At 37.5% G+C, this 22524-nt stretch carries 17 protein-coding genes, 1 pseudogene and 1 riboswitch; of the genes and pseudogenes, 3 read left to right on the top strand and 15 right to left on the bottom strand.

Translation table 11 applies throughout. The features are described 5' to 3' along the window. Position 1: 1 nt before the first annotated feature. From AC625_RS10830 to tnpB, 4 genes are all read right to left on the bottom strand, one after another. Positions 2-2209: a hypothetical protein gene (locus AC625_RS10830; protein WP_049681303.1), complete on the bottom strand. Its 2208-nt coding sequence runs from the start codon at positions 2207-2209 to the stop codon at positions 2-4. Between the two features lie 127 nt (positions 2210-2336). Further along, positions 2337-3230 (bottom strand): hypothetical protein, encoded by an 894-nt coding sequence (locus tag AC625_RS10825; protein WP_049681302.1) that lies wholly within the window; start codon positions 3228-3230, stop codon positions 2337-2339. A 140-nt stretch (positions 3231-3370) separates the two neighbouring features. Continuing rightward, a riboswitch (cyclic di-GMP riboswitch) is annotated at positions 3371-3455 on the bottom strand. A 277-nt stretch (positions 3456-3732) separates the two neighbouring features. Further along, positions 3733-3963: a hypothetical protein gene (locus tag AC625_RS10820; RefSeq protein ID WP_156187503.1), complete on the bottom strand. Its 231-nt coding sequence runs from the start codon at positions 3961-3963 to the stop codon at positions 3733-3735. A gap of 249 nt (positions 3964-4212) precedes the next feature. Further along, positions 4213-4659, bottom strand: coding sequence for an IS66 family insertion sequence element accessory protein TnpB (tnpB, locus tag AC625_RS10815; protein WP_082191042.1), 447 nt, complete (start codon positions 4657-4659; stop codon positions 4213-4215). A 324-nt stretch (positions 4660-4983) separates the two neighbouring features. Between tnpB and AC625_RS28180 the strand changes: the two genes are divergently transcribed. Beyond that, the gene (locus AC625_RS28180; RefSeq protein ID WP_281177225.1) at positions 4984-5109 is read left to right on the top strand and encodes a hypothetical protein; all 126 of its coding nucleotides are present in this window, start codon (positions 4984-4986) and stop codon (positions 5107-5109) included. A gap of 593 nt (positions 5110-5702) precedes the next feature. Here AC625_RS28180 and AC625_RS10810 read toward each other — a convergent pair. From AC625_RS10810 to AC625_RS10785, 7 genes are all read right to left on the bottom strand, one after another. Beyond that, positions 5703-7484 (bottom strand): ABC transporter ATP-binding protein, encoded by a 1782-nt coding sequence (locus AC625_RS10810; protein WP_049683684.1) that lies wholly within the window; start codon positions 7482-7484, stop codon positions 5703-5705. Positions 7485-7512: 28 nt separating this feature from the next. After that, complete coding sequence (locus AC625_RS10805) at positions 7513-9255, bottom strand: ABC transporter ATP-binding protein (protein ID WP_049681301.1); 1743 nt, start codon at positions 9253-9255, stop codon at positions 7513-7515. A 16-nt stretch (positions 9256-9271) separates the two neighbouring features. Beyond that, positions 9272-9733, bottom strand: coding sequence for a PadR family transcriptional regulator (locus tag AC625_RS10800; protein WP_049681300.1), 462 nt, complete (start codon positions 9731-9733; stop codon positions 9272-9274). An 816-nt stretch (positions 9734-10549) separates the two neighbouring features. Beyond that, entirely contained in the window at positions 10550-10678 is a 129-nt protein-coding gene (locus AC625_RS27725; RefSeq protein WP_245645094.1) for a tyrosine-type recombinase/integrase, read from the bottom strand. Between the two features lie 714 nt (positions 10679-11392). After that, positions 11393-12478, bottom strand: a complete 1086-nt coding sequence (locus tag AC625_RS10795; RefSeq protein WP_082191040.1) for a GerAB/ArcD/ProY family transporter — start codon at positions 12476-12478, stop codon at positions 11393-11395. A 10-nt stretch (positions 12479-12488) separates the two neighbouring features. Then, positions 12489-13658: a Ger(x)C family spore germination protein gene (locus tag AC625_RS10790; RefSeq protein WP_049681298.1), complete on the bottom strand. Its 1170-nt coding sequence runs from the start codon at positions 13656-13658 to the stop codon at positions 12489-12491. Between the two features lie 3 nt (positions 13659-13661). Further along, the gene (locus AC625_RS10785) at positions 13662-15236 is read right to left on the bottom strand and encodes a spore germination protein (protein ID WP_049681297.1); all 1575 of its coding nucleotides are present in this window, start codon (positions 15234-15236) and stop codon (positions 13662-13664) included. A 491-nt stretch (positions 15237-15727) separates the two neighbouring features. Here AC625_RS10785 and AC625_RS10780 point away from each other — a divergent pair, with 491 nt between their 5' ends. Further along, entirely contained in the window at positions 15728-16579 is an 852-nt protein-coding gene (locus tag AC625_RS10780) for a protein-glutamine gamma-glutamyltransferase (protein ID WP_049681296.1), read from the top strand. A gap of 555 nt (positions 16580-17134) precedes the next feature. Next, positions 17135-17872 (top strand): annotated as a pseudogene (locus AC625_RS27720) (IS110 family transposase); the annotation flags it as partial. Between the two features lie 226 nt (positions 17873-18098). Here AC625_RS27720 and AC625_RS10770 read toward each other — a convergent pair. The 4 genes from AC625_RS10770 to AC625_RS10755 form a co-directional block, all read right to left on the bottom strand. Continuing rightward, on the bottom strand, positions 18099-18608 hold the full coding sequence (locus tag AC625_RS10770) for a YfiT family bacillithiol transferase (RefSeq protein ID WP_049681295.1): 510 nt from the start codon (positions 18606-18608) through the stop codon (positions 18099-18101). 1026 nt (positions 18609-19634) lie between these two features. Beyond that, positions 19635-20306 carry an ankyrin repeat domain-containing protein gene (locus tag AC625_RS10765; protein WP_049681294.1) on the bottom strand — a complete coding sequence of 224 codons (672 nt, stop codon included), beginning with the start codon at positions 20304-20306 and terminating at the stop codon, positions 19635-19637. Positions 20307-20334: 28 nt separating this feature from the next. Continuing rightward, positions 20335-21030: a response regulator transcription factor gene (locus tag AC625_RS10760; RefSeq protein ID WP_049681293.1), complete on the bottom strand. Its 696-nt coding sequence runs from the start codon at positions 21028-21030 to the stop codon at positions 20335-20337. 16 nt (positions 21031-21046) lie between these two features. After that, positions 21047-22498: a sensor histidine kinase gene (locus AC625_RS10755; RefSeq protein ID WP_049681292.1), complete on the bottom strand. Its 1452-nt coding sequence runs from the start codon at positions 22496-22498 to the stop codon at positions 21047-21049. Positions 22499-22524: the final 26 nt, after the last annotated feature.

The raw sequence follows: 22524 nt of genomic DNA, 5'->3' as shown, positions 1-22524 counted from the left end.
TTCATTCCTTATTTGCATCTAATAGTTCTTTAAAACCTTGTTGTACAATATAGTAGGACTTCTTCAGTCTCTCATGGTATGTAGGTTGATCCCATTGCTTCCAATTGTATTCCTTCATAGTTAGATCCTGAGCGCCCTTGGCAGAATCATCTTTGATCCATTCAATTCCAATATTAAAGCCGTTCACTTGTAGAGGAGATATTTTACCGCGAGCGTGCATATCATCAATAACAACCTTCTTCGATGGGTCCATCACATTTAATAATTGCCATGGAATTCTGATTTCTAGATGCCCGTCTTCGTAATAAAAATCGCTTAATGAATTGTACTCCGTACGATCGGGATTGGATATCCCATATAAAAGCAATCCTGTCTCATATCCGGTAAATGGAATAACTGTTTTTTCTGGAGGAACGATCATTTTCTTATTAAGCGCTAGCCTAATAGGATTGAATATACCTGAATTTTTCGAATGGAATGCTTCATTCTTCTCAATAAGATCGGATAAAACCGCATAGCGGAAATAATAATTATCATAATAAGCATCAACTAGTAAATGGGAGTTATCTTGTCCGTGGATTTTAAGCACAAAATCCGCACTCTTGCTAAACGTTGTGTCATACTCAGGGAATTTTTGGTTACCTTGTTCATCTATGGTGTCAATCGGTATTAACAAGGTGTCATTCTTGAAATTATAACTGGAAGAGTCCACTCTTAAATAAAGGTACGCCTCATCGCTATTCACATACAGCTTCTTGTCATCATCTTCATAGAACGGTGAGTCGTTCGCCCAATCATTTACCTGACCATCAACATTAGTAATGCTTTCAGAGCTGCCAGGATCAAAGGCTAATAGACCAAAATGCTGCTCGTTCGTCTGTGTATTCGACCAATACGGCCTAGAGTCTATCACATCAAGGTCACTATTATTCCACGTCCTCTTGAACCATTCATCCTGCCAAGAAAAAGAAATTCCTCCAGCTAGATTCGCAATATGAATGTCGTTAATCATGTGCACCAACATCTCACCTTGTGTCTCTTCATCGATAAAGCCTTGATTAAATCCTGTTACCCTGTTCTCATGCGCCTTTCCTCTTGAAGCTGGGATTCCGAACTCTGATATGACGATGGGCATCGAATGTACGGTCTTTAGATCTTCTAGATAAGCTAAATATGGATCTAGTTTTCCATCTGGGCCCTTGTATGTGATATAGTCAGTTTGAAAGCTAAAGGAATCAGGATAGTATGGATAGACATGGTACGAGACAAACATACCCGGTTTATAATTGTTATTCCATTTCACATGTTCTACATTCACTTCCACAAGATCTTCGTTTACATACGGTTCGTTAGGATGCTCAAGTGGGTCGGTCGTTACCCAATTCGAAAGGGCAACCGGTCTTTGCATATTATATTTAGTCATTTCATAATCGATGATCTTATCTCCGACTTCCGCTAGGAAAGCTTCAAATGGGGAGGCATCTACCGTATATAGAAACTTCCCGTTGTATTTATTGCGATCGGCATTATTATCATTCGTTCCTGCAACAAAGGACGGATCCCACTCTATACCTAATATCCATCCAATCACATACTGTGATATATCTGTTGTATAAGTACCGTCCGCATACCCTTTATTAACAGGCAGATAGCTATCCCCATGCATGATGTCAACAATATCTTGACCGCTCTTGATGACATCCTTCATAATTTTACTGTCTTCGCCAAATGCATCTTCAATGCTCAAAATGTCATTCTCATTGACCCAAACTCCATGAATGACATAAATCGGCTCTTTACCTTCTTTTTCTGCAGCTTGGTTAAAATCAAATAATGCATTGTAAAATTGTGGACGCAACGTAGTGTAGACCCTAATTGTATTGGCATTCATATCGGATATATAAGTGAACCATCTGTAGTATTCATCATACGTAATCGCAAGTTCTCCAGGAAAAGCACCTGGCTTGCCAGCTCCGATGTTTACACCTTGGATAAACATCTTTTCCCACTTTGCACCTTTTTTAACATAGAGCGAGTCTTGATCAGTCTTACTTATATAGCGGACACCCACTTCCTGAGGGAGAGCGGCCCTATCACTATTATTTGTATCGGTATTCGAAAAGAAAACTTGATAGCCAATTATTATACATACTACGATAAATATTATCCCAATTCCGAGTGAAACCTTCATTTTAGTCTTCACGTTCATAGCCTCCAGTTCGAGTGTTATTATATAGGCATTTTTACATATGCGTCAATATTAAATAATAGTATGATAGACCCGTTAAAATAATAGTAACCCCTGGCTTTCATTCCGGGGGTTACTGCAAAAAGGCTTATGACATAGCCATCCAACTGTCGTAATGATGAATTGCTATTCCGTACAATGCTGGTTCAGCATTGTAATGCTTATATACAAGATTCAATTGCTCATAGAGATAATCTTTTCCCTCTTCATAGAAGGTTACAAATTTATAATCTTCTGCGAGGCGTCCGGTTTCTACGGCAATGGTACCCTTAACATTATATTTATGAAATAATTTCATTTCCGCAGCTGAAATGCCGATGATTCCGTCAGTTCCAGCCCCTGTATCTCGGTAGGCCATAATGGTTATAAATTCCACGTGTTTACAGAGCCACTCAGCCATATTTCCTTTTCCATATTTGTTGTTATACATCACACCGTAAAACCAAAAAGGAATATCTATTCCAAACTCTAAATTCAGTGTATTGGCTTGATTCCTCATTGTGATCATCATCGATTGATATCGCACCAAAAGATCATGAGGCTTCACTTCATACTGTTCATGCTCGTAGGGTTCGACATCTAAGTGTATTCCCTTAAATTTCTCATCCGCTAATGCAGCCTTCTGATAGCTGTTCAACCATTTCAGAAATGCATTCTGCATCTTTTGATCGGTTAACCATTCAGGTGCACCGTCCAGTGCATGTATACGAATTCCATTAACAGTCGCCTTGCTGATAAACTCCCGATATACCTGTTGTTCGATTGTCGTATCAATCTGCAGAAATAGATCGTTAACATGATGAAGCACTAAATTATTAATAACTGTGTCTGGTTCAGAAACAATTCTGGAAGTATCCCATAACCATGTCGATAAATTCGTAGAATTTTGATAGGTGTATTTCGAGTCAGCCGCCACCGCCATTCCCGGAAATACGTGGAGCATCAAAAAAATTCCACATAATAGATGGATTAGTTTTTTCATTACTATCCTCGCCCTTCTTGGTTTCATCTACATAGGGCCAAATCTGCAAATAAAAAACACAGATCGGTTTGTACACCGAACTGTGTCCAAAAACGGAATAAGAATAAAATTTGCTACTTTTGTTCTTATTCCGTTTTTCATTCGGTAACTGGCTACCGTGAGCTTTCGCCCTCAGGCTCTATAGTTTTGCGTCGCTGCCTTACGACAGGTTTGCCATTATCGTGAATATGTATGTTGTTATATGTTCATCATAAATTTTATTGGCTGGAATGTCTAATGGATTTCTCAAAACTGTGAGTCAAGAATTGCAACACATACTTGCCCTTTAGTTAATAACGCTTTTCATCACGTTCTTCAGCCAATCGCCCATTGATTGCGTCAAGTTTTCCCTCATCACCTGTGCAAAGGTTTCCCCTGGTCCCCTCTAAACCGAGAGGTCTTCAGTTCTTTGGACGTATCCAATTTCGCTTTTTAAATTCCATGTAAATCGTGATAAGCTACTTCATAAAGTATTCTCCGTCTTTGTTAGGAGTATTTTAACTACGCTTGATGGTGGATATCGGCAGACCCCAATACTAAATTCCTCTGCTATATCAACTACACTGTCTCCTACTTGAAATAGCGTAACGACATTGCGTTTTGTTTTTTCATCGATGGCTGGACGATCTTCAAGACGTCCTTGTTTGCGGGCAGCATCAAGACCGGCTTTTTTTCCATTGTTGGATGATGTCATGTTCATATTCAGTGAAAACAGCGAGCATACCAAACATCGCACGCCCTGTAGGTGTTGTCGAATCAAATCTTCCACTTGAGGTGATAATTTTATCAGCTAGTAATAGAGTCGATGAACCGGTAGGTTCTGTTTTTAGCACCAAGCAGCTTTTGATAATCCACTTTCTTAAAGTCTTGGATATAAGCTTTCTTTCTTTATTAACTGTTTTTTCATAAAAAACCTCCACATGTAGTATGTAAGGAGATTATCTCATGGGCTAAGGGGAGTTTGCTTCGTCATCTTTTTCATGTTGGAATATATTCTCCAAGATTCGTCATATCCCTTCTTTCCCAACCAATAATATACAATTATGCGAGCTTTGACCTCCCGATGCGTTTGTTTTTGATGAAGAGGAAGGCCATCCAATAACCACCTGAGTTGTCTCCTTGTGACGGATAAAGGAATCCTATCTTTTTCTGATGGCCAATTGAATGTCCCCTTCTCCAAACGGTGGTAATAAAGCCAAAATCCATTGTGATCCCAGACAAGAATCTTTACTTTATCGCGTGAGCGATTATAGAAGACAAACAAACTAGATGAAAAAGGGTTCAGGTCGAACTCTTCCTTTACAATCGCTGCAAGTCCATCAATAGACTTGCGTAAATCGGTTGCCCTTTGCGCCAAATAAACCTGTTCAATCGTCGTGTCATGGATCATTGTTCAATTAGCACCTTTATAACCTGTCGAAAGGATGATGGATTTCCAACATTACGTCGCAAATATGGAGAAGAGAAGATAGCTCTTCCTTCTCATCGGAAAAGATAACCGGCAGCCATTGGCAAAATGATTGCTTTACTACACCATTGAACCTTTTCTACCAATAATAAAATTAGGAGTATTTCACTTGATGAACCTAACAACACTAACGGATGCTTAAACCACTGGAACTACAAGCGTCCACCCGATTCTTCAACTTTCTTGATTGATCCATAATAATCATAAAAAATCTCCATTCCGTCTTGTACGTAAGGAGATTATGAAATGGAACTGATTCTATATGTAGGTGGGGACAGTTTGACGCTTACCCAAATATGGAAGTTAGTCCAGTTATTATTATTTCAAATAAAAAATAAACGTACAATGACTTCTTCCATAATCTATCCATAACTTTGAACACTTTTTACGAAATAGTAGTGAACAAATTACTGGAAATTAGTTTAGAATGTTTGTCACTTTAATCGGAGCCTCTGCGGGCAGGATTACTAGCCAAAAAGCCAGATATATCAACAAATCTGGCTCATCCGACAAAAGCTATCATGTCCGCCTCTCCAAATAAAGCGCACGTCTCTACTGGAAAAAGAGTGTTCAATCTTATTTAGCATCTTTAGGTAAGAAAGTGTTCATTTCTACTTGGCGGTTACACTAGAAAACACTAGATAGCTATGAATTAGTTTAATGCCGAGTTTGAACGAAAATCGGTTTCTGACTCTATCAAAAGCGGAGTTTGTAGAGAAAAAGAAAAATATCATTTTTTTAGGCAACTGTCGCTTTAAAATAAAGTTTGATCAAAAATACCTCGCAAACCCACATTTTATGATAAATAAAAAGAATCCATTCTGAGAAAAGATTGATCAAAATGGATTCTTATCTAGCAGATTTAAGTTTGGTTTTTATAAATGGTTTGATCATTTGTAAACTTCTTCAACAATCCAAAAGAAAGATGGATCGATACAGCCTTAATTGCCAGTCTGCTCATATCCTCAAATATTAAACTGACTATCATACATATCGAAATAAAAGCCTTTCTTCTGCAACAGTTCCTGATGGGTACCCAATTCAATGATCTCTCCATGATGGATAACCAAAATCCGATCGGCATTCTCAATTGTTTTTAAGCGGTGGGCAATTACAAAGCTTGTTCGTCCCTCAGTTAGGCGATTTAGCCCTTCTTGGATTTCAATTTCGGTTCTGGTATCAATGCTAGATGTTGCTTCATCAAGAATCAATATATCTGAATCCGCTAAAATGGCCCTGGCAATCGCAAGCAATTGGCGTTGTCCCTGACTTATATTGGAGCCACCAGATGTGATTGACGTTTGATATTTTCCGGGTAAATGCTTGATGTATCCATGAGCAGAAGCCATTTTTGCCGCAGCAATGACTTCATCATCGGTTGCTTCCAAACGTCCATAACGGATATTTTCCATGATGGTCCCGGAAAATAGAAAGGTATCCTGAAGCACAATGCCAATTTTTTTGCGCAACTTACTAATTTTATAATCTCTAATGTCCTGACCATCGATTTTTATTTCACCAGAATTAATGTCATAGAACCTCATTAACAGATTGATGATGGTCGTTTTACCCGAACCAGTTGGACCCACCAATGCAATTTTCTCGCCTGCCCTCACTTTAAAATTAATATTTTTCAAGATTGGCTTTTCATCCTCATAGCAAAAGTGAACATTGGAAAATTCGACATCGCCATGAAAGGAATCGATTGCAATCGGATTCTCTTTATCCTTCAAATCTGGAGTTTCATCCATGATTTCAAACACCCTCTCAGCGCCAGCTATCGCGGACTGAAACGTATTCAATAGACTGGATAGTTGGTTAATAGGCCGGAAGAATTGGCGGGAATACGTGACGAAGGCCGCAATGATCCCGACAGATGTCATCCCTTGGACCGTCATAATCGCACCAAACCCAATCACTAATCCTAGTCCTACATTGTTAATGAAGTTATTAATCGGTCCAAGAAAGCCTGATACCGTATCTGCCGCCATTGCCGAATGGCGCAGTCTTTCATTAACCACCGAGAATTTCGCAATAGTCTTTTCCTCTTTCCCAAAGAGTGTAATCACTTCGTTTCCTGAAATGGACTCCTCGATAAATCCGTTCAACTCTCCCAAGTCTCGCTGTCTTTTGATGAAATTACTGCTGCTGTATGTGATGATTTTTTTAGTCGTAAAGATCATCACTGGAATGATCAACAGCGTCACAATGGCGAGCACCCAATTAAGTGAAAACATCGCAATCGTAACACCTGATACCATTAAGATAGAAGAAAAAATTTGAATAACGCTTTGACTGAGCGCATTATTCAAGCTCTCAATATCATTCGTCACTCGGCTCATCAAATCTCCATGTGTACGTTTATCGAAAAACCTCAAGGATAATATCTGAAATTTATCAAATAAATCCTGACGTAATATCCGAATCGTCTGTAATGATACGCGGACCATCAAAAACGTTTGCAACCAAGTGAATATCGAGATAGCCGTATAGACAGAAGCTAATAATACCAAAAGCCGAAGTGTCCCACCAATATCCTTTGGAATGATGTAGTCATCAATGATGACTCCAATCAAATAGGGACCTAATAAGCCTAATAGTGTAGAAAAGATAACAAAAATAATCGCTGTAATCAGCGCCATTTTTCGAATTTTCATATATCGCCAAATTCGTTTGACCGTTCCTTTTTTATCCTTCGCTTTAACAACCGGTCCGGAAAACCCTCTTGGTCCACGGGCGCGACCCATTACATTCGGGACAGGCTGTGAGGAAGTTTTACTCATAGGAATGGACCTCCTTCCCGCTTTGCGTAATATAGATATCGTAATAGACACGGCTTTTCGCAAGTAATTCTTCATGTGTTCCACTTGCTTCGATCCTTCCATCATCCACGACGAGAATCTGGTCGGCATCCATAATCGATGAAATTTTTGCAGAGATGATGAACACAGTTGTATCTGAATAATCTTGTTTTAATGCCTGTTGCACCGCTGTTTCCGATAAAGCGTCAATGGCCGAAGTAGAGTCATCTAGGATTAAAAATTTCGGTTTCCGGATGAATGCACGCGCCATCGATAGACGTTGTTTTTGGCCACCGGACAAATTCGTCGCTCCTTGCATGAGCTCATGGGCAAATTTTCCGTCAAATCTATTTATAAACTCACTTGCAGCTGCAGACTGAGCCACGCTTTCCATCTCAAGCGTTGTTGCTTCCTCTTTGCCGAAGCGTAAATTCTCCTCAATCGTACCGGAAAACAGCGTGGCTTTTTGCGGAACAAAGCCAATCGCGGTTCGTAGTTTTTCCAGAGGATATTCTTTTATGTTGACCCCATCGATCAGGATGGCTCCCGAATCTGGATCGTATAGGCGTGGAATCAATTTTACGAGCGTCGATTTCCCACTACCAGTCGAACCGATAATTCCAATCGTCTCACCTGCTTTAGCCTGAAAAGAAATATTTTTTAACACATATTCCCCATTTTTACTATAACTAAAATTCACCTGTCTAAATTCCACTTCACCGCGTATTGCTGGAAGGAAAGCTAGACTTTCAGGTTCAGTAATATCAATTTCCGTATCAAGTACCTGGTGAATCCGATCTGCTGAAGTAAAGGAACGAGTAATCTGCATCAACACATGGCTGCTCGTCATTAATCCATTCATAATAATGTTCAAATAATTAATGAAAGCTAAGATGACGCCGACTTGAAGTGTGCCTTCATTCACTTTTATCGCCCCCATCCATAGACCCGCAACAACACCAATATTCACTACGAACAACATAATAGGCATGAGCGTAAGAATGACTTGCTCGGCCGACATATTCCGCTTCATTAACGAATCATTTACCGTTTTGAAATTTCCCTTCTCATAATCTTGACGATCGAACGCTTTGATAACGCGGATACCTGCCAAAGTTTCCTGAAGTTTTGTATTAACCTGATCCATCGTTTTTTGCACTCTTGCAAACAATTTGCCTGATTTAGCAGAAAAATAATAGATAAAAGCAATTAAAATCGGGATGGCTACTACTAACACAGGAAACAATTCACGTGCTGTAAACCAGACAATGACCACTGATCCAATAAACAGCAACGGTCCACGTACAAAAACACGCAATGTCATCATGAGTGCCTGCTGAACTGCCGCAATATCATTCGTCACAACGGTTATTAATTTTCCAGTACCAAATGAATCGGTATTTTGATTGGAAAATTGCTCCGTCTTCCTGAACACATCACGACGAATATCTGTTGCAAAATGGACAGCCGCTTTCGTACTGTAAATGGAACTGCCAGCTCCTCCTATTAACCCTACAAAAGCTGTCAATAACATAAGTAGCCCAAGCTTTATGACATAAGCATTGTCTTGATTAGCGATTCCCACATCAATGATATGCTGCATGATAGTCGGCTGTAGCAAATCCATCGCTACTTCAATGCACATCAAGAACGGCCCCAAAACAGCGAAAAGTGTATAGGGTTTTACATATTGAAGTAATTTCTTCAGGGACTTCATTATAGTTCCCCCTCCCCTACCTGTTTTCTTTCTTTAAACGCTCGGTTATCTCTTTTAAAAAGGCGATTAATTCTCTAGATTTTTCAGCATTCATTCTTGCCCCCTTCATTGCTTTTCGCATCTCGACTTCCCACAAATCAATAGCCTCCTTTAGCTGAACGGACTCTTCTGAATTCCGCCACACGGACCACTCTTTCCACTCCATCCAGAAATCTCCTTTTCCTCTCTTCGCAAACTCTTCCAAACGATCTTTCCCATTTTTATTGATAAAATAGACCTTTTTATCTGATTCAGACTCAAGTTCGATCATTTCCTGATTCTGTAATTCTTGAAGTGCAGGATAAACTGTACCCGCACTAGCCAAATAATGGCCATCCGAACGATCCTCCAATTCCTTCATGATTTGATAACCATGCATCGAATCATCTCTGAGTAAATGTAAGATGGCTAATTGTACAAACCCTCTTCGCTTTTTCATCATATCCCTCCATCTCTAATTATATCGGTAATTATAATCGATATATCGATAAAAAACAATCGATTGCTCTATAACACTTTAAAAAGCCTACCTTATGTTGCTTTAAAATACTGTTTGATCAAAAACACCCTCGCAAGCCAGCATTTTACGATAAATAAAAAGAATCCATTTTGAAAAAAGATTGATCAAAATGGATTCTTTTTCAGCAGATTTAAGTTTGGTTTTTATAAAAAAGTTTGATCATTTCTTATTCCACAAGTCGAGTAGAAGGGAGCCTTTCCACCTTACGGTAAATTGTACTCTATCCCCTCACAGAACCCCGCTTGCACTATTAATGCACACGGCTCCTCCAAGTCAACATTCACAGAATGTAACTAATCTCTTTTCTTACATCATATATATTCACTTTAATTCTTGGTGAAGGTAGTGGATATTTATCAAGAAATAGTCTGAATTTATCCCATGTAAAGGATTTCCTTTGACTTCTTCTATTGAACCATTTAAATAGTAAGTTCTCGATTTCATCTTTGAAGTTGCTAACATTTTTGGTATTATCAGTAATGCAATAATAGTTGTAATAACCTATAAGGGATCGTCTAAATCTGTCCATGTTCATATGAATATCTTTATTTCTTTTTATGAAGGATTTTATTCATCGTTGAAACAAATTCGTTTATGACGCACCCAAGCGCGGTTAATGGCTAAGTGATAAAGGGAGGTTTATCAACCACTTCTTATGGAAAATGGCCCAATACAAACAGACGCGCATTTATATATGGGCGCCTCGATTTCGATTTAGTTTAATTTAAGTAGCTTTCAAAAATATTTACTATAAAAATCGTGTCTCAACTTACCGATTAGCTGCGCATATATTTTTGTGGTCTCACTGTTCTCATGACCAAGTAGGCTCTGGATTACTTCAATAGTTGCACCGTTTTTGATCATGTGAGTCGCATCTGTACGTCGTAATTGAGCAAATGAATACTCTTTTTTATTCCTGCACAACTTGATATACGCTTAATGATATAACTCAAAAGGGGTCGAAGCTCATACTTATTTTGGATCTTCTTTCAGTGATATACAGGCAAGGATCCTCATTGTCTCATTCGTCTTAGTATCATTCAACCACAGGGAGCAGCTAGAATACTTCAAAAGTGAAACATTAATTGTTTAATTGGAACATCGAATTTCCGTAATCCACTTGTATCTTTTAAATTCGATAGAGAATGTCGTATACAGGTAATCCTTTTTTCGGATAGTTTAGTTAAATAGTGCCTTCGTATTCTCCATCGGCTGGGTCCATATAAACGATTTCTCTGCTATCAGACACGTCTTTCCTTCTATCAAAAATTTTATAAAATCCTTGGACCCTAACATATTTTCATCCACCTTAATAATCCACTGTACCCCGAACGTAACTCCAATGATCACACCTTATTAATAGGAACTTGTAATTACTATGTCAATCCCTTAGTAGTTACAGTCCATTATTGGAGAATGGTCAATGTCATTTAAGCTTTCATTTCAAAAAGAAAATTCTTATTTAAAAATGATCCTAAAAAGCCTCGCTTCCACATCATGGCCCGCATAAGTGAGAGGTGCTTTCTTCGACTTTTTAAAAAGACTTTAATCTGATCTATAAGAATGTATTAGGGGAATCTACTGTTTCTTTTTTCGTATACTTCCCACAATCCATAATAAAAGAGGAATTCCGATAATATTGACCGGCAACACAAATGGAATCCAATACTTATTTATATATTCTACTTCAGTTATTGTGACATTTGGAAAGATCAAGGCATATACGAATGAAAAAGCAGCCACAAACCAAATAGTTTTTCGCCATTCTTTGATTTTAAGCCATTGAGCTGTTCCGTAGCTGGCCATAAAGAAATACAATGAATTTATAATAAAACTACTTAGCATCCATATTAATAGGACTAAAAGATCTACGTTTTGGATAAACCCCATTACGGAGATAAATCCAATCGCATCTATAACAGGATATTTTAGTTTATCTGCTACCTCAGGGCTTAAAGTCATAAGTACAACCATTGAACTTGCACATAGCGCCAATCCAGAAAGAGCAACTCCCCATATTGCTCTTGAAGGTCCTTGCTTTGGTTGAGCCATGAATGAAACAAACATCATCATCATAACAGACTCCCCAAAATAAGAATCAAGGTACAAAGTTCCCTTAAGTATCGGACGCAATCCGGAATCTGAATATAAAGGTAGGATTTTGCTAAAATCGAGATTTGGAACAGCTAGGATGAATGTTATTACTCCTGAAAAAACCAATATTATCCCGAAAACTTCGCTACATCGGCCAATTCCTTCTATTCCTCCGCCTGCAGTGACATAGATAACTAACAAAAGCATTGTCAAGATCAACGCCCATAAAGGTGTTGTTGGGAGCAACATTGTGATTGTGAAATCAGCAAATTGCCTTAAATTATAGCCAATCACCGAGTACCATTGGAAAAGATATGTAATCACAACAATGTTTCCTATCCACTTACCTAAAATGGTTTTACTGTATTCAATTAAGGTTTGATTGGGATACAAAAGGCTCACTTTGGTTGCGACAAAGACAATCAGTACCCCGAAAATAATGGCGATTAGATAGGAAATCCAAGCGTCTTGTTTCGCGTCTCTAATTGCTGGACCTATGGTCGTTATAAGCATATTTCCTGAAACAAAAGTGAACATTATCCAAAATATTTGGACTCCTGAGATTTTCATTATTTTGATCTCACTTTCTTAAGGTTGGACCTGACAATCCTACACGTCGAATGGTCAAGTTTACTTTCACAGTGACATCAGCATCTGAAAATTTTTTGTCCCAATCATTCATTAAATCTCTCCACTGGTGCGGTATCTGTTTATGAATTACCTCACCAAACCCAAAAATATCTGTTCCGTATTCCGTTTGAACTTTTGTAATGGTATGAACAACTTGCTTTTTATATTGTTTATTAAATTCGTTTTGTATGAACTCAAGGTTTTTGGGTTGCGTTAAGTCTAAATTTGTATTATTTTCGATCACAGCTCCTTCTCCAGTCAATGCAATGGTAAATTTTATTTTTTTATTTCTGCTGATTTCTGGTATGACTTTGCTTCCCATTTTGTCTAAATCCAAACTGACATTGCCATCCTCTATTAGAATAGTAAGCGAACGTTTCTTCAGGATCTCCATGATCCAAAGCTGGTCTCTATATTCATCCATGTTTAAATACCCACACAATTTAAGATCTTGATCAAAAACGGCAGTTCCTGTCAACTGGTAGGACTTTTCACCTTTTTTACCTACGCCTTCACCATCTTGAAAATTCCCAATTTCAATCGCAGGTAGGTTTGGACGTATACCCTTACTGTTCGCTGCTTTGAGGAAATGTAAATATGAAGTATCATTCGTCCCCCCAGCTTGAAAGTGTTCCTTTAATGGCGCATCAGCAGGAATATTTTCTAATGGGTAGGATAGGTTGAGCATGTCTATTGCTGTACCTTTTTTCACAACAAATGCATCGGTCCGCAAGCTGGCATTCGGGTCCTTGATAGTAAAGTCAAGCTGATTTTTGAGGCCTAGTTTCGCAAATTTTTCCCCAATTAAAAGAACCCTACGTTGTCCATAAAATGCTTTCCTTGAAAGTTTCATCTGTATATTCTGTGTTGCATCGGTTACATTTTCCCCTATGGCTGAAATTAAAAAAAAATTTTTTTCTCCATTACCTCCTCCCCCATTTTGGGGATTCATACTGGAGGGAATTATTATTTGTCCGCTCAATTGAATGCCCTCTTTTTCTATAGCGTCCAATCCTGTTGCTATCCAAATGGCACGATTATTTATCTCAACCCGATCCCAACAACCTGATGTGAACAAAAGGGAAGAGTAGATTACAAAACAAATCAGTCGTCTATTCATTTACTATTCCTCCCCCTGTTTTGGACTAGGTTTTTGTCCTTTTGGAATGCGCTTTTTATTTCGACCAGAAAAAAATTCACGACGATAATTGAATGCCCATCTAGGTGCCCTTATCACGATATCCTTTAAATCTCTTGGAATGAGTGGAGCAACCGGACTGAAATAAGGAACACCATACGACCGAAGATTGACAAGGTGAATAGTAAGAGCAATAAAACCTATGACAATTCCGTAAAAGCCAAGACACCCTGCTAGAATCAGCATGACGTATCGAATCATTTGAAAAGCATTTCCGAAACTATAGCGTGGTATGCCAAACGAAGCTATACCAGTTGTGGCTACAACAATCACCATCGGGGCAGAAACAATTCCGGCTTGTACAGCGGCCTGACCGATAACGAGCGCTCCCACAATACTGACAGCTGAACCAACGGGTTTGGGTAACCTAATGCCTGCTTCGCGAAGACCGTCAAACATAAATTCCATGAGAAGTACTTCAATTACGGCTGGAAACGGAACAGATTCACGGGAAGCAGCAATGCTGATAAGTAGACTGGTAGGAATGAGTTTTGGATGATATGTGGTTAGGGCAACATAGATTGATGGAAAAAATATGGATACACTTAATAATATAAAACGAATAATCCTTATGAAAGTCGCATACATAAACCGTTCATAATAATCCCCCGCAGCTTGGAACCCACTCCAAAATGTCATCGGTAGCACCAAGGCAAATGGGGTATTATCCACGAGTATGGCAACTTTCCCTTCCAACAAGCTCGCTGCTACAATATCTGGTCTTTCGGTATTTTGGATTTGTGGGAATGGAGAATAAGGATTATCTTCAATAAATTCCTCAATATACTCCGACTCCAGCACCCCATCTATTTGTATTCTCTTTAATCTCGTACGAACTTCATCCAAAATGGAATCCTGAACAATACCATCAATATAAGCAATTATTACATCAGTCTGTGAGAATTCACCGATCGTGATTGGTTCCGTTTTTAGGCTTGTACTCCTTATCCTTCTACGTAAAAGACTTGTATTAGTTCTTAAATTTTCAATAAATCCATCTCTCGGCCCACGAATAACGACTTCGGTCGATGGTTCTTCAATACCTCGTTTTTCGTATCCTTTCAAGTCTGCCAGTAAAGCATCTGTTTCTCCATCAACTATTATCCCGACATTTGCCTTCAACACACCATCAACAAGTTCACTCATTTTCGAAACAGTGGTAACTTGAGAGATCGCGACAAGGTGTTGCTTCAAAATTTGTCCAATTTGACGAACTTCACCCATTCCTTCCGGAAGTCCTTCAAACATCATTGGTTTTAAAAATACTTCGTCAAGCGTCTTTGCATCACTTAATCCATCCACATATATCACAAAGATTTTAGTTTCTCCGGATATATAAATTGGTCGTATGACAAAATCAGAACAGTTTTGAAAACTTTCTTTTAACACTTTCTCGTTTGTTGAAATTTCTGAGCTCAACATATCTTTGTTAATATGAGAAGGTAGAGAATCTATCTTTTTATTTTTTTGTATTTTTTTCCACTTCTCCATTTTCTTCATTCTCTAACCTCCCTTGCTTCACAATGTATTTTTCCCAATTAGTGACAACGTATACACATTAAGACCCAGTAACTGTAATTTCGTTACCATTCTTATAAATTATCTTTCAGTTGGAAAACACGGCGAACCGTTTAAGATGTTGCTTTAAAATAAAGTTTGATCAAAATGAATTCTTATCTATCAAATTTAAGTTTCGGTTTTATAAAAAAGTTTGATCATTTTCTGCCAGTGTTGCTCCACAATCGCGCCCGAGTGTGAAATTACATAATGAGAATTTTTAAATGACTTTATTTGTATCTAAACGACTTTAATGTCAATTAACATTTGTAGAACAAGAAAAATTTCATTCTTTTTTCTGCATTCTTAACATATGTAATGATCAGGGTTCTCAACCACGGCGATACCCAAAATTAAAAATAGACAGATTGTTTTTTTGTTTAAATACACCAGGTAATAATACAATGATACTTAAGCTTGAGATGAGGGATAGGATGATCCAAATATCGGGGATGCATTTTCAACAAAGCAGCATGTTGCCGTCTGATAGTATTGAAAGTGTAATTATTCAACGAATGCAGGAAGATAAGATCGTTTATCCGTATCAATCCATCGAGGAATTATCGTTTGAACTCAAGTTACGAAAAAGCATCATTGCAAGTGCAAAAGCTATGAACCAGGGTGATGCGCAGTTTGAAATCTTAGCAAACTCTCGTTGTAATCCTCAATACTGGCATTTGACAAATACCGGTGGATTCCAGCTTAGGCATGATGTAATACCATCTGATGCGATACAAGACATTTACAAGAACAGTTCACTATATATGTTTGAATGTGCCACTGCAACAGTGATTATCTATTACCACGCCGTTCTAAATAGTATGGATGAACATTTATTTAATGAATTATTCCAAAACCTCTATTTATACAGTTGGCATGTAGATCCTGATCTCGGTATACAATCCATTCATACGGATCATTACTTACCTGGAGATGTTGTTTATTTTAATAATCCAGACTTTGATCCAGAAACCTTCTGGTGGCGAGGAGAAAATGCCGTTGATCTTGGAGATGGTACATATTTTGGACATGGATTAGGAATCAGGACAGCTGAACAAATGTTTCAAGCTTTGAATAAACGGAGAAAACCAGGGAGTACTCGATTAGCCTATCTGATGAATTTAGTCATAAGGCCATCTTTTAAACATTTGGCGAAATTAGCGATGCTGCCACGTGGTTATACGGCTAATAAAATTCAACATGTCGTAATAAACCATAACAAAAGTTCGATTTCATATGATCGATATCTATTCTATTTAAATAAAGTGTACAATCAAATTCGATAGAAGTTGGGTTTCCGTTACACGACTAACTGGTCTGATTGCTGAACAAGAAAAAATTCTGCAACACAGGATTTTGATCAAATTTTTTTACAAATTATCAAACTTTGTTTTAAAGCCACACCTTATAGGGTACTTTTATATATAAATAGAAAAATGGGGATCGAGGAAAGATCAAAATAAGTAAAAAGCTATTTAGGGATAGAGTCAGGATAATGCGATTTAGAATGTTAAGGAAATCCAAATAAAAAAGCCTGATTTCTCGGTGTTGCAAGTGAGAAATTAGACTTTAGCTACTTCATTAAAGCGCCCTTCGTATTATAAGGTCAGCCAGAAATTGTTTCTGGTTGACCATTTTTTATATCGATATATGATTACGATAGCCGGGGTAGATCGTAAGCACCCTTGGGACTCGATCCCGTCCATTAAACAGTTCGCCCCTACTTGTAGAAACATGATTGAGGCTGGTTGGGACAATGATCTTGTATAACAAGCGAAGCAATGATACTACACGGAGGAATAGGGGTTACCGGTTAATAGAATTTCAAGAGGAGATAAATGATGAATCCAGTCATAGGTCTGGATGTGGCAAAAGGCGAAAGTCAGGTTCAAGCATTCTTGGATAAAAAGCAGCCGTACAAAAAGAGTTTTAAAGTAGCACATACTCTTGAAGGGTTAGCTAGTCTTTTAGATTTTATTAGAGAAGTAGAAGATGTATCAGGCGAACAGCCTCCCACTGTATTAGAGTCCACTGGACATTATCACACACCAATTGTTCAGTATTTTGAGGCCAGCGGGTATTTATTGATTATCGTGAATCCTCTCCTATCGTATCGAGCGAAGAGTTCTAGTTTACGCAAGGTAAAGACAGATGTCATTGACGCGAACTGTATTATAAAGAGGACTTAGAGCCTTATAAACAGCGAGGTATACAACTCTTAAACCTACGTAACCTTACGAGACAACATGAAAATATTACAGGCATGTTTGTACAAATCAAGCTGCAATTTCAGGCAGTTCTGGATCAAGTGTTTCCTGAATATTGTTTTTGGAGCCTTATATTCGGATGTTTCTTTACTGACTTTACAAGCATTTCCTACTTCAGAAAAGGTCTTGGAAGCTGGCTAAAAAACAATCGCTAATAAAATAAAAGAGTTATGTAAAAGTCGTTCGCAACAATGGGCAAACAGTCCGGCAGAAAAATTGATGGCTGCCGCAGCTCAAATCCATTTTCAGAAAACCTTATATCATAGCCTTTCTTTAAGTTTGGATATGTATATTAATATGCTTCTTGAGTTCAATTATTTGTGGCTCTCTCCATTTTTTTTAACGAATGAGAAGGGTCTTCTTCGGTATTGTCTTTTTCGAAGTTACAGGAGTTTATTTTCATGGTAGTTGAAGAAGAAAAGTGAAGCTTATTCAACAATCGCGCCCTTTAGTTGAATAAGACTTCTGTAATTATTCCTTATTTTAATTTTAAAAGTGGCTTATCGAGGTCCGATAAGCCACTTCTATACATATTGTATTATTTTGATAATGCGATTTTTATATGGGCTAAGTGATGCTCTTCGTGCCAAGCTAATTTTGCAACTTTTGTTGCAACTGTTATTTTACCGTTTATCTGGTGAGTAAAAGCTCGATCTAATTGCTCTTCAGTTAAACTATGTCCTAAAGATGCGATGCGCTCATTTATACCTTCTAACATTTTAATAGAACTTTCTACAGGAAGCTTTGTATCCGGTTGAATAGCCCACTTTTCTTCATCAAAAGCTGGTACTGTTGGATTCTCATCTGTTAAAGCCAGCTTCAAACGTTGATACATGTTCAACTGAGAATCTGCAATGTGATGAACAAGTTGACGAACTGTCCAGCTACCTTCACGATAAGTTCTGCTTAATTCCTCATCACTTAATGAGTCAACAGTTTCTCTTAATCGAATCGTGTAAGTTTCGATTTCCTTTAGCCATTCTTGAATATTTTCTAATGTTACTTTTTCAGGAACTTGTAGTTTCCCAATTGGGTATCTCACATCCATTTTCAATCCCCTTTTCCCTATTCGTTATTTCTTTTACTTATTTATTATTACATAAATGATTGTGTACGAATCACTCCATTAATCTGTTCAAAATGATGTAAATCATGATTCACATTTTTTCAAATATTCATAAAAATAGAAGTGTACTGCTGCCAATCCTTAGCTCTTTATCCCACAATTCATCCTCTATATTATGAACAGCAATTATTACCTTTCTCCCTATGTTCATAAAATTTGTAATCGTTTCTTTTTTACTCCTCTTCGTTTGGTGCTTTTGGCAATGGCGCATCCTTAAATAAGTATGATAGTCGGTCATTCAATAGGAATTTATCCTATGGTGTTAAATGACCAATTATTTCTGCAACTGTCCATTTATCTTTTGCAATAGGTGTTCTCCAATGTTCTTCTGATGTATCTACTAATTTTTTCACAAAATCGATGGAATGTTCAAAGTGAATTTATAATTCTTCTTTATTTTCATCCAAAATTTTCAGCTCCTAAAGATATTGTTCCATACTATATATGTATTTCGGTATTAACGTTTAAAATCCTTCTATAAATCCCTACATAAAAAGCGCAAGCGCCTGCTTAGCCCCGACAAGAAGGCGTTTTTTTTCCTTCGTAAGAGGAGGAGTAGTGACTCGAGTGGCTGGGCGCTGGAGCTAGACATTGTTCAAAAACGTATACTTTCCGCTTATTCATAAAAAAAGACAGGGTAACCTGTCTTTTTCTATATCTTTTCTAGCCACTCTTTATTAACAACTTTTTCCATTCTCTGTTTTACCACTACTTATGATATGGTTCTCCGAAAATCTAAGTGCGATTTTATTGAAAACTCGTCTAACAAATATCTTTTAATTATTTTGATTGAGATTTCCACTCTTTGAAGTGAGTGATAAGTTCATAATGATAAACCTCATTTACACTCATCATTTCACAGCCGCAATCATCATATAAATGAAAAAAGCCCAATCGTTAATTTACATAAAAAAACGGATATACCTAATCGTTATATCCGTTTTACTACTATTCTTCTAACATTTTAATCATTTTTGTATAGCCCTTCTCCTTGGCATAATCAAGTGCTGTCTTACCCGATTCATCACGAAGTTCTTTTTCCGCATTATATGCTAATAATTCCTGTACAATTTGCTGATACACCTCTGAACCGTCACGTAATGCTACTGCTTCAATTAATGCCGTATAGCCAAATTTATTTTGATGATCAATATTTACTTTACCATCTACTAAAAGTAGCTTTACGTTGTCTAAATGTCCTTTTTCAGCAGCTGGAATTAAAGCATTGCCACCATAGCGATTAACAATATTTTGATTTGGCTCCGCATGCTCAATCATATACTTTAAAATCTCTGTTTTTCCTTGCGCACCTGCATACAGATAGGCGCTATCCTGAATACTATCTTGTTGATTAATGTCTGCTCCCGCTTCAATTAATAGTTTCGCCACCTCGATATAATTTTCATGTGTAGCAATTAATAGAGGCGTTTCCTCTTTATCATTCGTTTCATTAATTGGATAAGACGTATCCTGTAAAATTCCTTGCACTTTTTCTAAATCATTGTTTTCAACTGCTTGAATAAGATCACCTGACTGTTGCTTCATATACTTTCCCCCATCCTCATTACATCCTGTTAGTATTAATAATACGCTTACGACAATACCTATAAAATGTTTCATGTAAAACCTTCCTTTCTCAGGAAGATTTTCAACTATTAAAGCGATATCCACTGCCCCAAATTGTCTCAATTGGCAGCTCTGATAATTTACCCTTTTTTAATTTATCTCGAATGCGTCCTACATGAACAACAACCGTAAAGACATCCCCATTTAAATCATCCATATACCATAATTGACGGAAAAGCTGCTCCTTTGTCCAAACGCGATTCGGACGCTCCATAAAGAACACGAGTAGATCAAATTCCTTCGTCGTAAAAATAACTTCCTGACCTAAAACGAATACTCTCCGTGCAGCTTTATCAACTATAATGTTTTTCATCTCTAAACTATCCTGTGTTTGTCCAGTACCTGTTAACTGCTTATAACGTTTAATATGAGCTTGTACACGCGCGACGAACTCACTCGGACTAAATGGTTTCGTCATATAATCATCTGCACCTAAGCCAAGCCCTCTTATCTTATCGATATCTTCTTTTTTTGCAGATACAATTATCAATGGAATATTTTTCTTTTCACGGATGTGTCGACAAATTTCAAAACCGTTCATTGAAGGGAGCATTAAATCAATGACAATTAAATCAAAAGGCTCATTTAATGCTCGATTCATCCCCTCAAAACCGTCCGTTACAATTTCTGCCTCTATTTGATGGATTTCTAAATAATCTCTCTGTAATTCTGCAATGCTAATATCATCTTCAATGATTAATATACGCGATGGCACCATTTCATTGACACTTCCTTTAAGCCTTTTCCATTATTATTGTCACCGTCGTACCATAATGTAGCTTACTTTGAATTTTCACGTGACCATTATGCTTTTCGACGATTTGCTTCACAATTGCAAGTCCTAAGCCGCTACCACCCGTCGTCGATGTACGCGCTTCTTCACCACGATAAAAATGGTCGAATACGTATGGGAGTTGCAGCTCCGAAATTCCTTGTCCGTTATCCTTCACAACAATTTCAACTATATGATCAACAACTACTACTTCTACTATCATACACAATGGTTCAATTGTCTTTTTAAACTTCATACTATTTTCTATTAAATTAGTAATAGCTCGATTCATCTGCATACGATCAATATAAACGTACACATCCTCAGCTACATTCAACACAAACTGAATTTCTCGATTGTATAACTGAAATTCCTCCACCATATGTGAAAGGAACTTTGCAAGCTTTAAACGTTCAAAATAGAAAGGAACAGCCTCTGCATCAAGCTTAGAATAAAGGAAGAGTTCTTCAATTAATTTATTCAATGCGAGCGATTTAGAATGAATAGTCTTCAAATATTTTTCCTGCTTTTCAGGTGTTTCGGCAACTCCATCCTGTAATCCTTCAACATACCCAATAATAGATGTGATAGGTGTTTTTAAATCATGAGAAATACTTGCTATTAATTCCTTACGGTTATTTTCAAGATTTTGCTGCTCCTGAATAGAAACTAAAAGTGCTGCTCGCATACTCTGAAAATTAGCTGTCAGCTCATGTACTTCCCTTGCTGTATTAGTAGGTATAGCAGGTGACTCGATCATTAAATCTCCATCTCGCATTTCAGACATAACCTGCCCTAAATTTTCTAAAGGCTTAATAATTGTCTTACGTAAAAGTTGATTTAAAAAGAGCATTGCTGCGATGGATGCAAGAAGTATAATGATAATAATTATTATTCCCCATTTTGTAAGGAAATCTAAAAAACTATTTTCCTTTTTCAGCACGAGGACGCTTCCCTTCGACTTGTCGCTATAATAAAAATCAAACTTAATGTAACGATACAGTCTACCCGCATTATCAATCGTACCTTTAGTTTCAATATTATTCGTATTAAAACTTGGAAAATGCACGATAAGTGACTCTTCTACTAATTCCTTCGAATGATACAAAATTTCATTATCTTGGCGAATAACAACTCCCAGTGACCTCTGATCTATTTGTTGCAAATTCTTTTGCATATCTTCTGCTAGAAGCTTCTCTGGATTTGTCTTCGCAATATTACGTAACTCTACGTAAGCAAGCTCCTCTTCTGGACTCAAGGAGCGTTGCTTCGTAAAAGATTGATACAATGTTTTAGGTGTCGGGACGGACCCTGTCGTCACATAAAAAGCAATGCATAAAATTGTGAGAATGGAAACACTCGCAATGACGATACCACCAATATATGAAGTTAAAAATCTATTTTTGATTGTCATATTAATCTCCTTTCCACAATTTATAA

The sequence above is a fragment of the Peribacillus loiseleuriae genome, assembly GCF_001183985.1.
Taxonomy (GTDB): Bacteria; Bacillota; Bacilli; order Bacillales; family DSM-1321; genus Peribacillus; species Peribacillus loiseleuriae.
The sequence above is the reverse complement of the archived record's forward strand: the minus strand, read 5'-3'. Positions and strand labels throughout refer to the sequence as shown.

Bases quoted from the DNA above. Each gene is read 5' to 3' on its own strand.
- AC625_RS10785 (WP_049681297.1), bottom strand. From the start codon at position 15,236: ATGAAGAAAATGGAGAAGTGGAAAAAAATACAAAAAAATAAAAAGATA.
- AC625_RS10830 (WP_049681303.1), bottom strand. From the start codon at position 2,209: ATGAACGTGAAGACTAAAATGAAGGTTTCACTCGGAATTGGGATAATA.
- AC625_RS10770 (WP_049681295.1), bottom strand. From the start codon at position 18,608: ATGGATGTGAGATACCCAATTGGGAAACTACAAGTTCCTGAAAAAGTA.
- AC625_RS10755 (WP_049681292.1), bottom strand. From the start codon at position 22,498: ATGACAATCAAAAATAGATTTTTAACTTCATATATTGGTGGTATCGTC.
- AC625_RS28180 (WP_281177225.1), top strand. From the start codon at position 4,984: ATGGAACTGATTCTATATGTAGGTGGGGACAGTTTGACGCTTACCCAA.
- AC625_RS10810 (WP_049683684.1), bottom strand. From the start codon at position 7,484: ATGGGTCGCGCCCGTGGACCAAGAGGGTTTTCCGGACCGGTTGTTAAA.
- AC625_RS10800 (WP_049681300.1), bottom strand. From the start codon at position 9,733: ATGAAAAAGCGAAGAGGGTTTGTACAATTAGCCATCTTACATTTACTC.
- AC625_RS10805 (WP_049681301.1), bottom strand. From the start codon at position 9,255: ATGAAGTCCCTGAAGAAATTACTTCAATATGTAAAACCCTATACACTT.
- AC625_RS10760 (WP_049681293.1), bottom strand. From the start codon at position 21,030: ATGGTGCCATCGCGTATATTAATCATTGAAGATGATATTAGCATTGCA.
- AC625_RS27725 (WP_245645094.1), bottom strand. From the start codon at position 10,678: ATGATCAAAAACGGTGCAACTATTGAAGTAATCCAGAGCCTACTTGGT.
- AC625_RS10780 (WP_049681296.1), top strand. From the start codon at position 15,728: ATGATCCAAATATCGGGGATGCATTTTCAACAAAGCAGCATGTTGCCG.
- tnpB (WP_082191042.1), bottom strand. From the start codon at position 4,659: ATGATCCATGACACGACGATTGAACAGGTTTATTTGGCGCAAAGGGCA.
- AC625_RS10790 (WP_049681298.1), bottom strand. From the start codon at position 13,658: ATGAATAGACGACTGATTTGTTTTGTAATCTACTCTTCCCTTTTGTTC.
- AC625_RS10765 (WP_049681294.1), bottom strand. From the start codon at position 20,306: ATGAAACATTTTATAGGTATTGTCGTAAGCGTATTATTAATACTAACA.
- AC625_RS10795 (WP_082191040.1), bottom strand. From the start codon at position 12,478: ATGAAAATCTCAGGAGTCCAAATATTTTGGATAATGTTCACTTTTGTT.
- AC625_RS10820 (WP_156187503.1), bottom strand. From the start codon at position 3,963: ATGACATCATCCAACAATGGAAAAAAAGCCGGTCTTGATGCTGCCCGC.
- AC625_RS10825 (WP_049681302.1), bottom strand. From the start codon at position 3,230: ATGAAAAAACTAATCCATCTATTATGTGGAATTTTTTTGATGCTCCAC.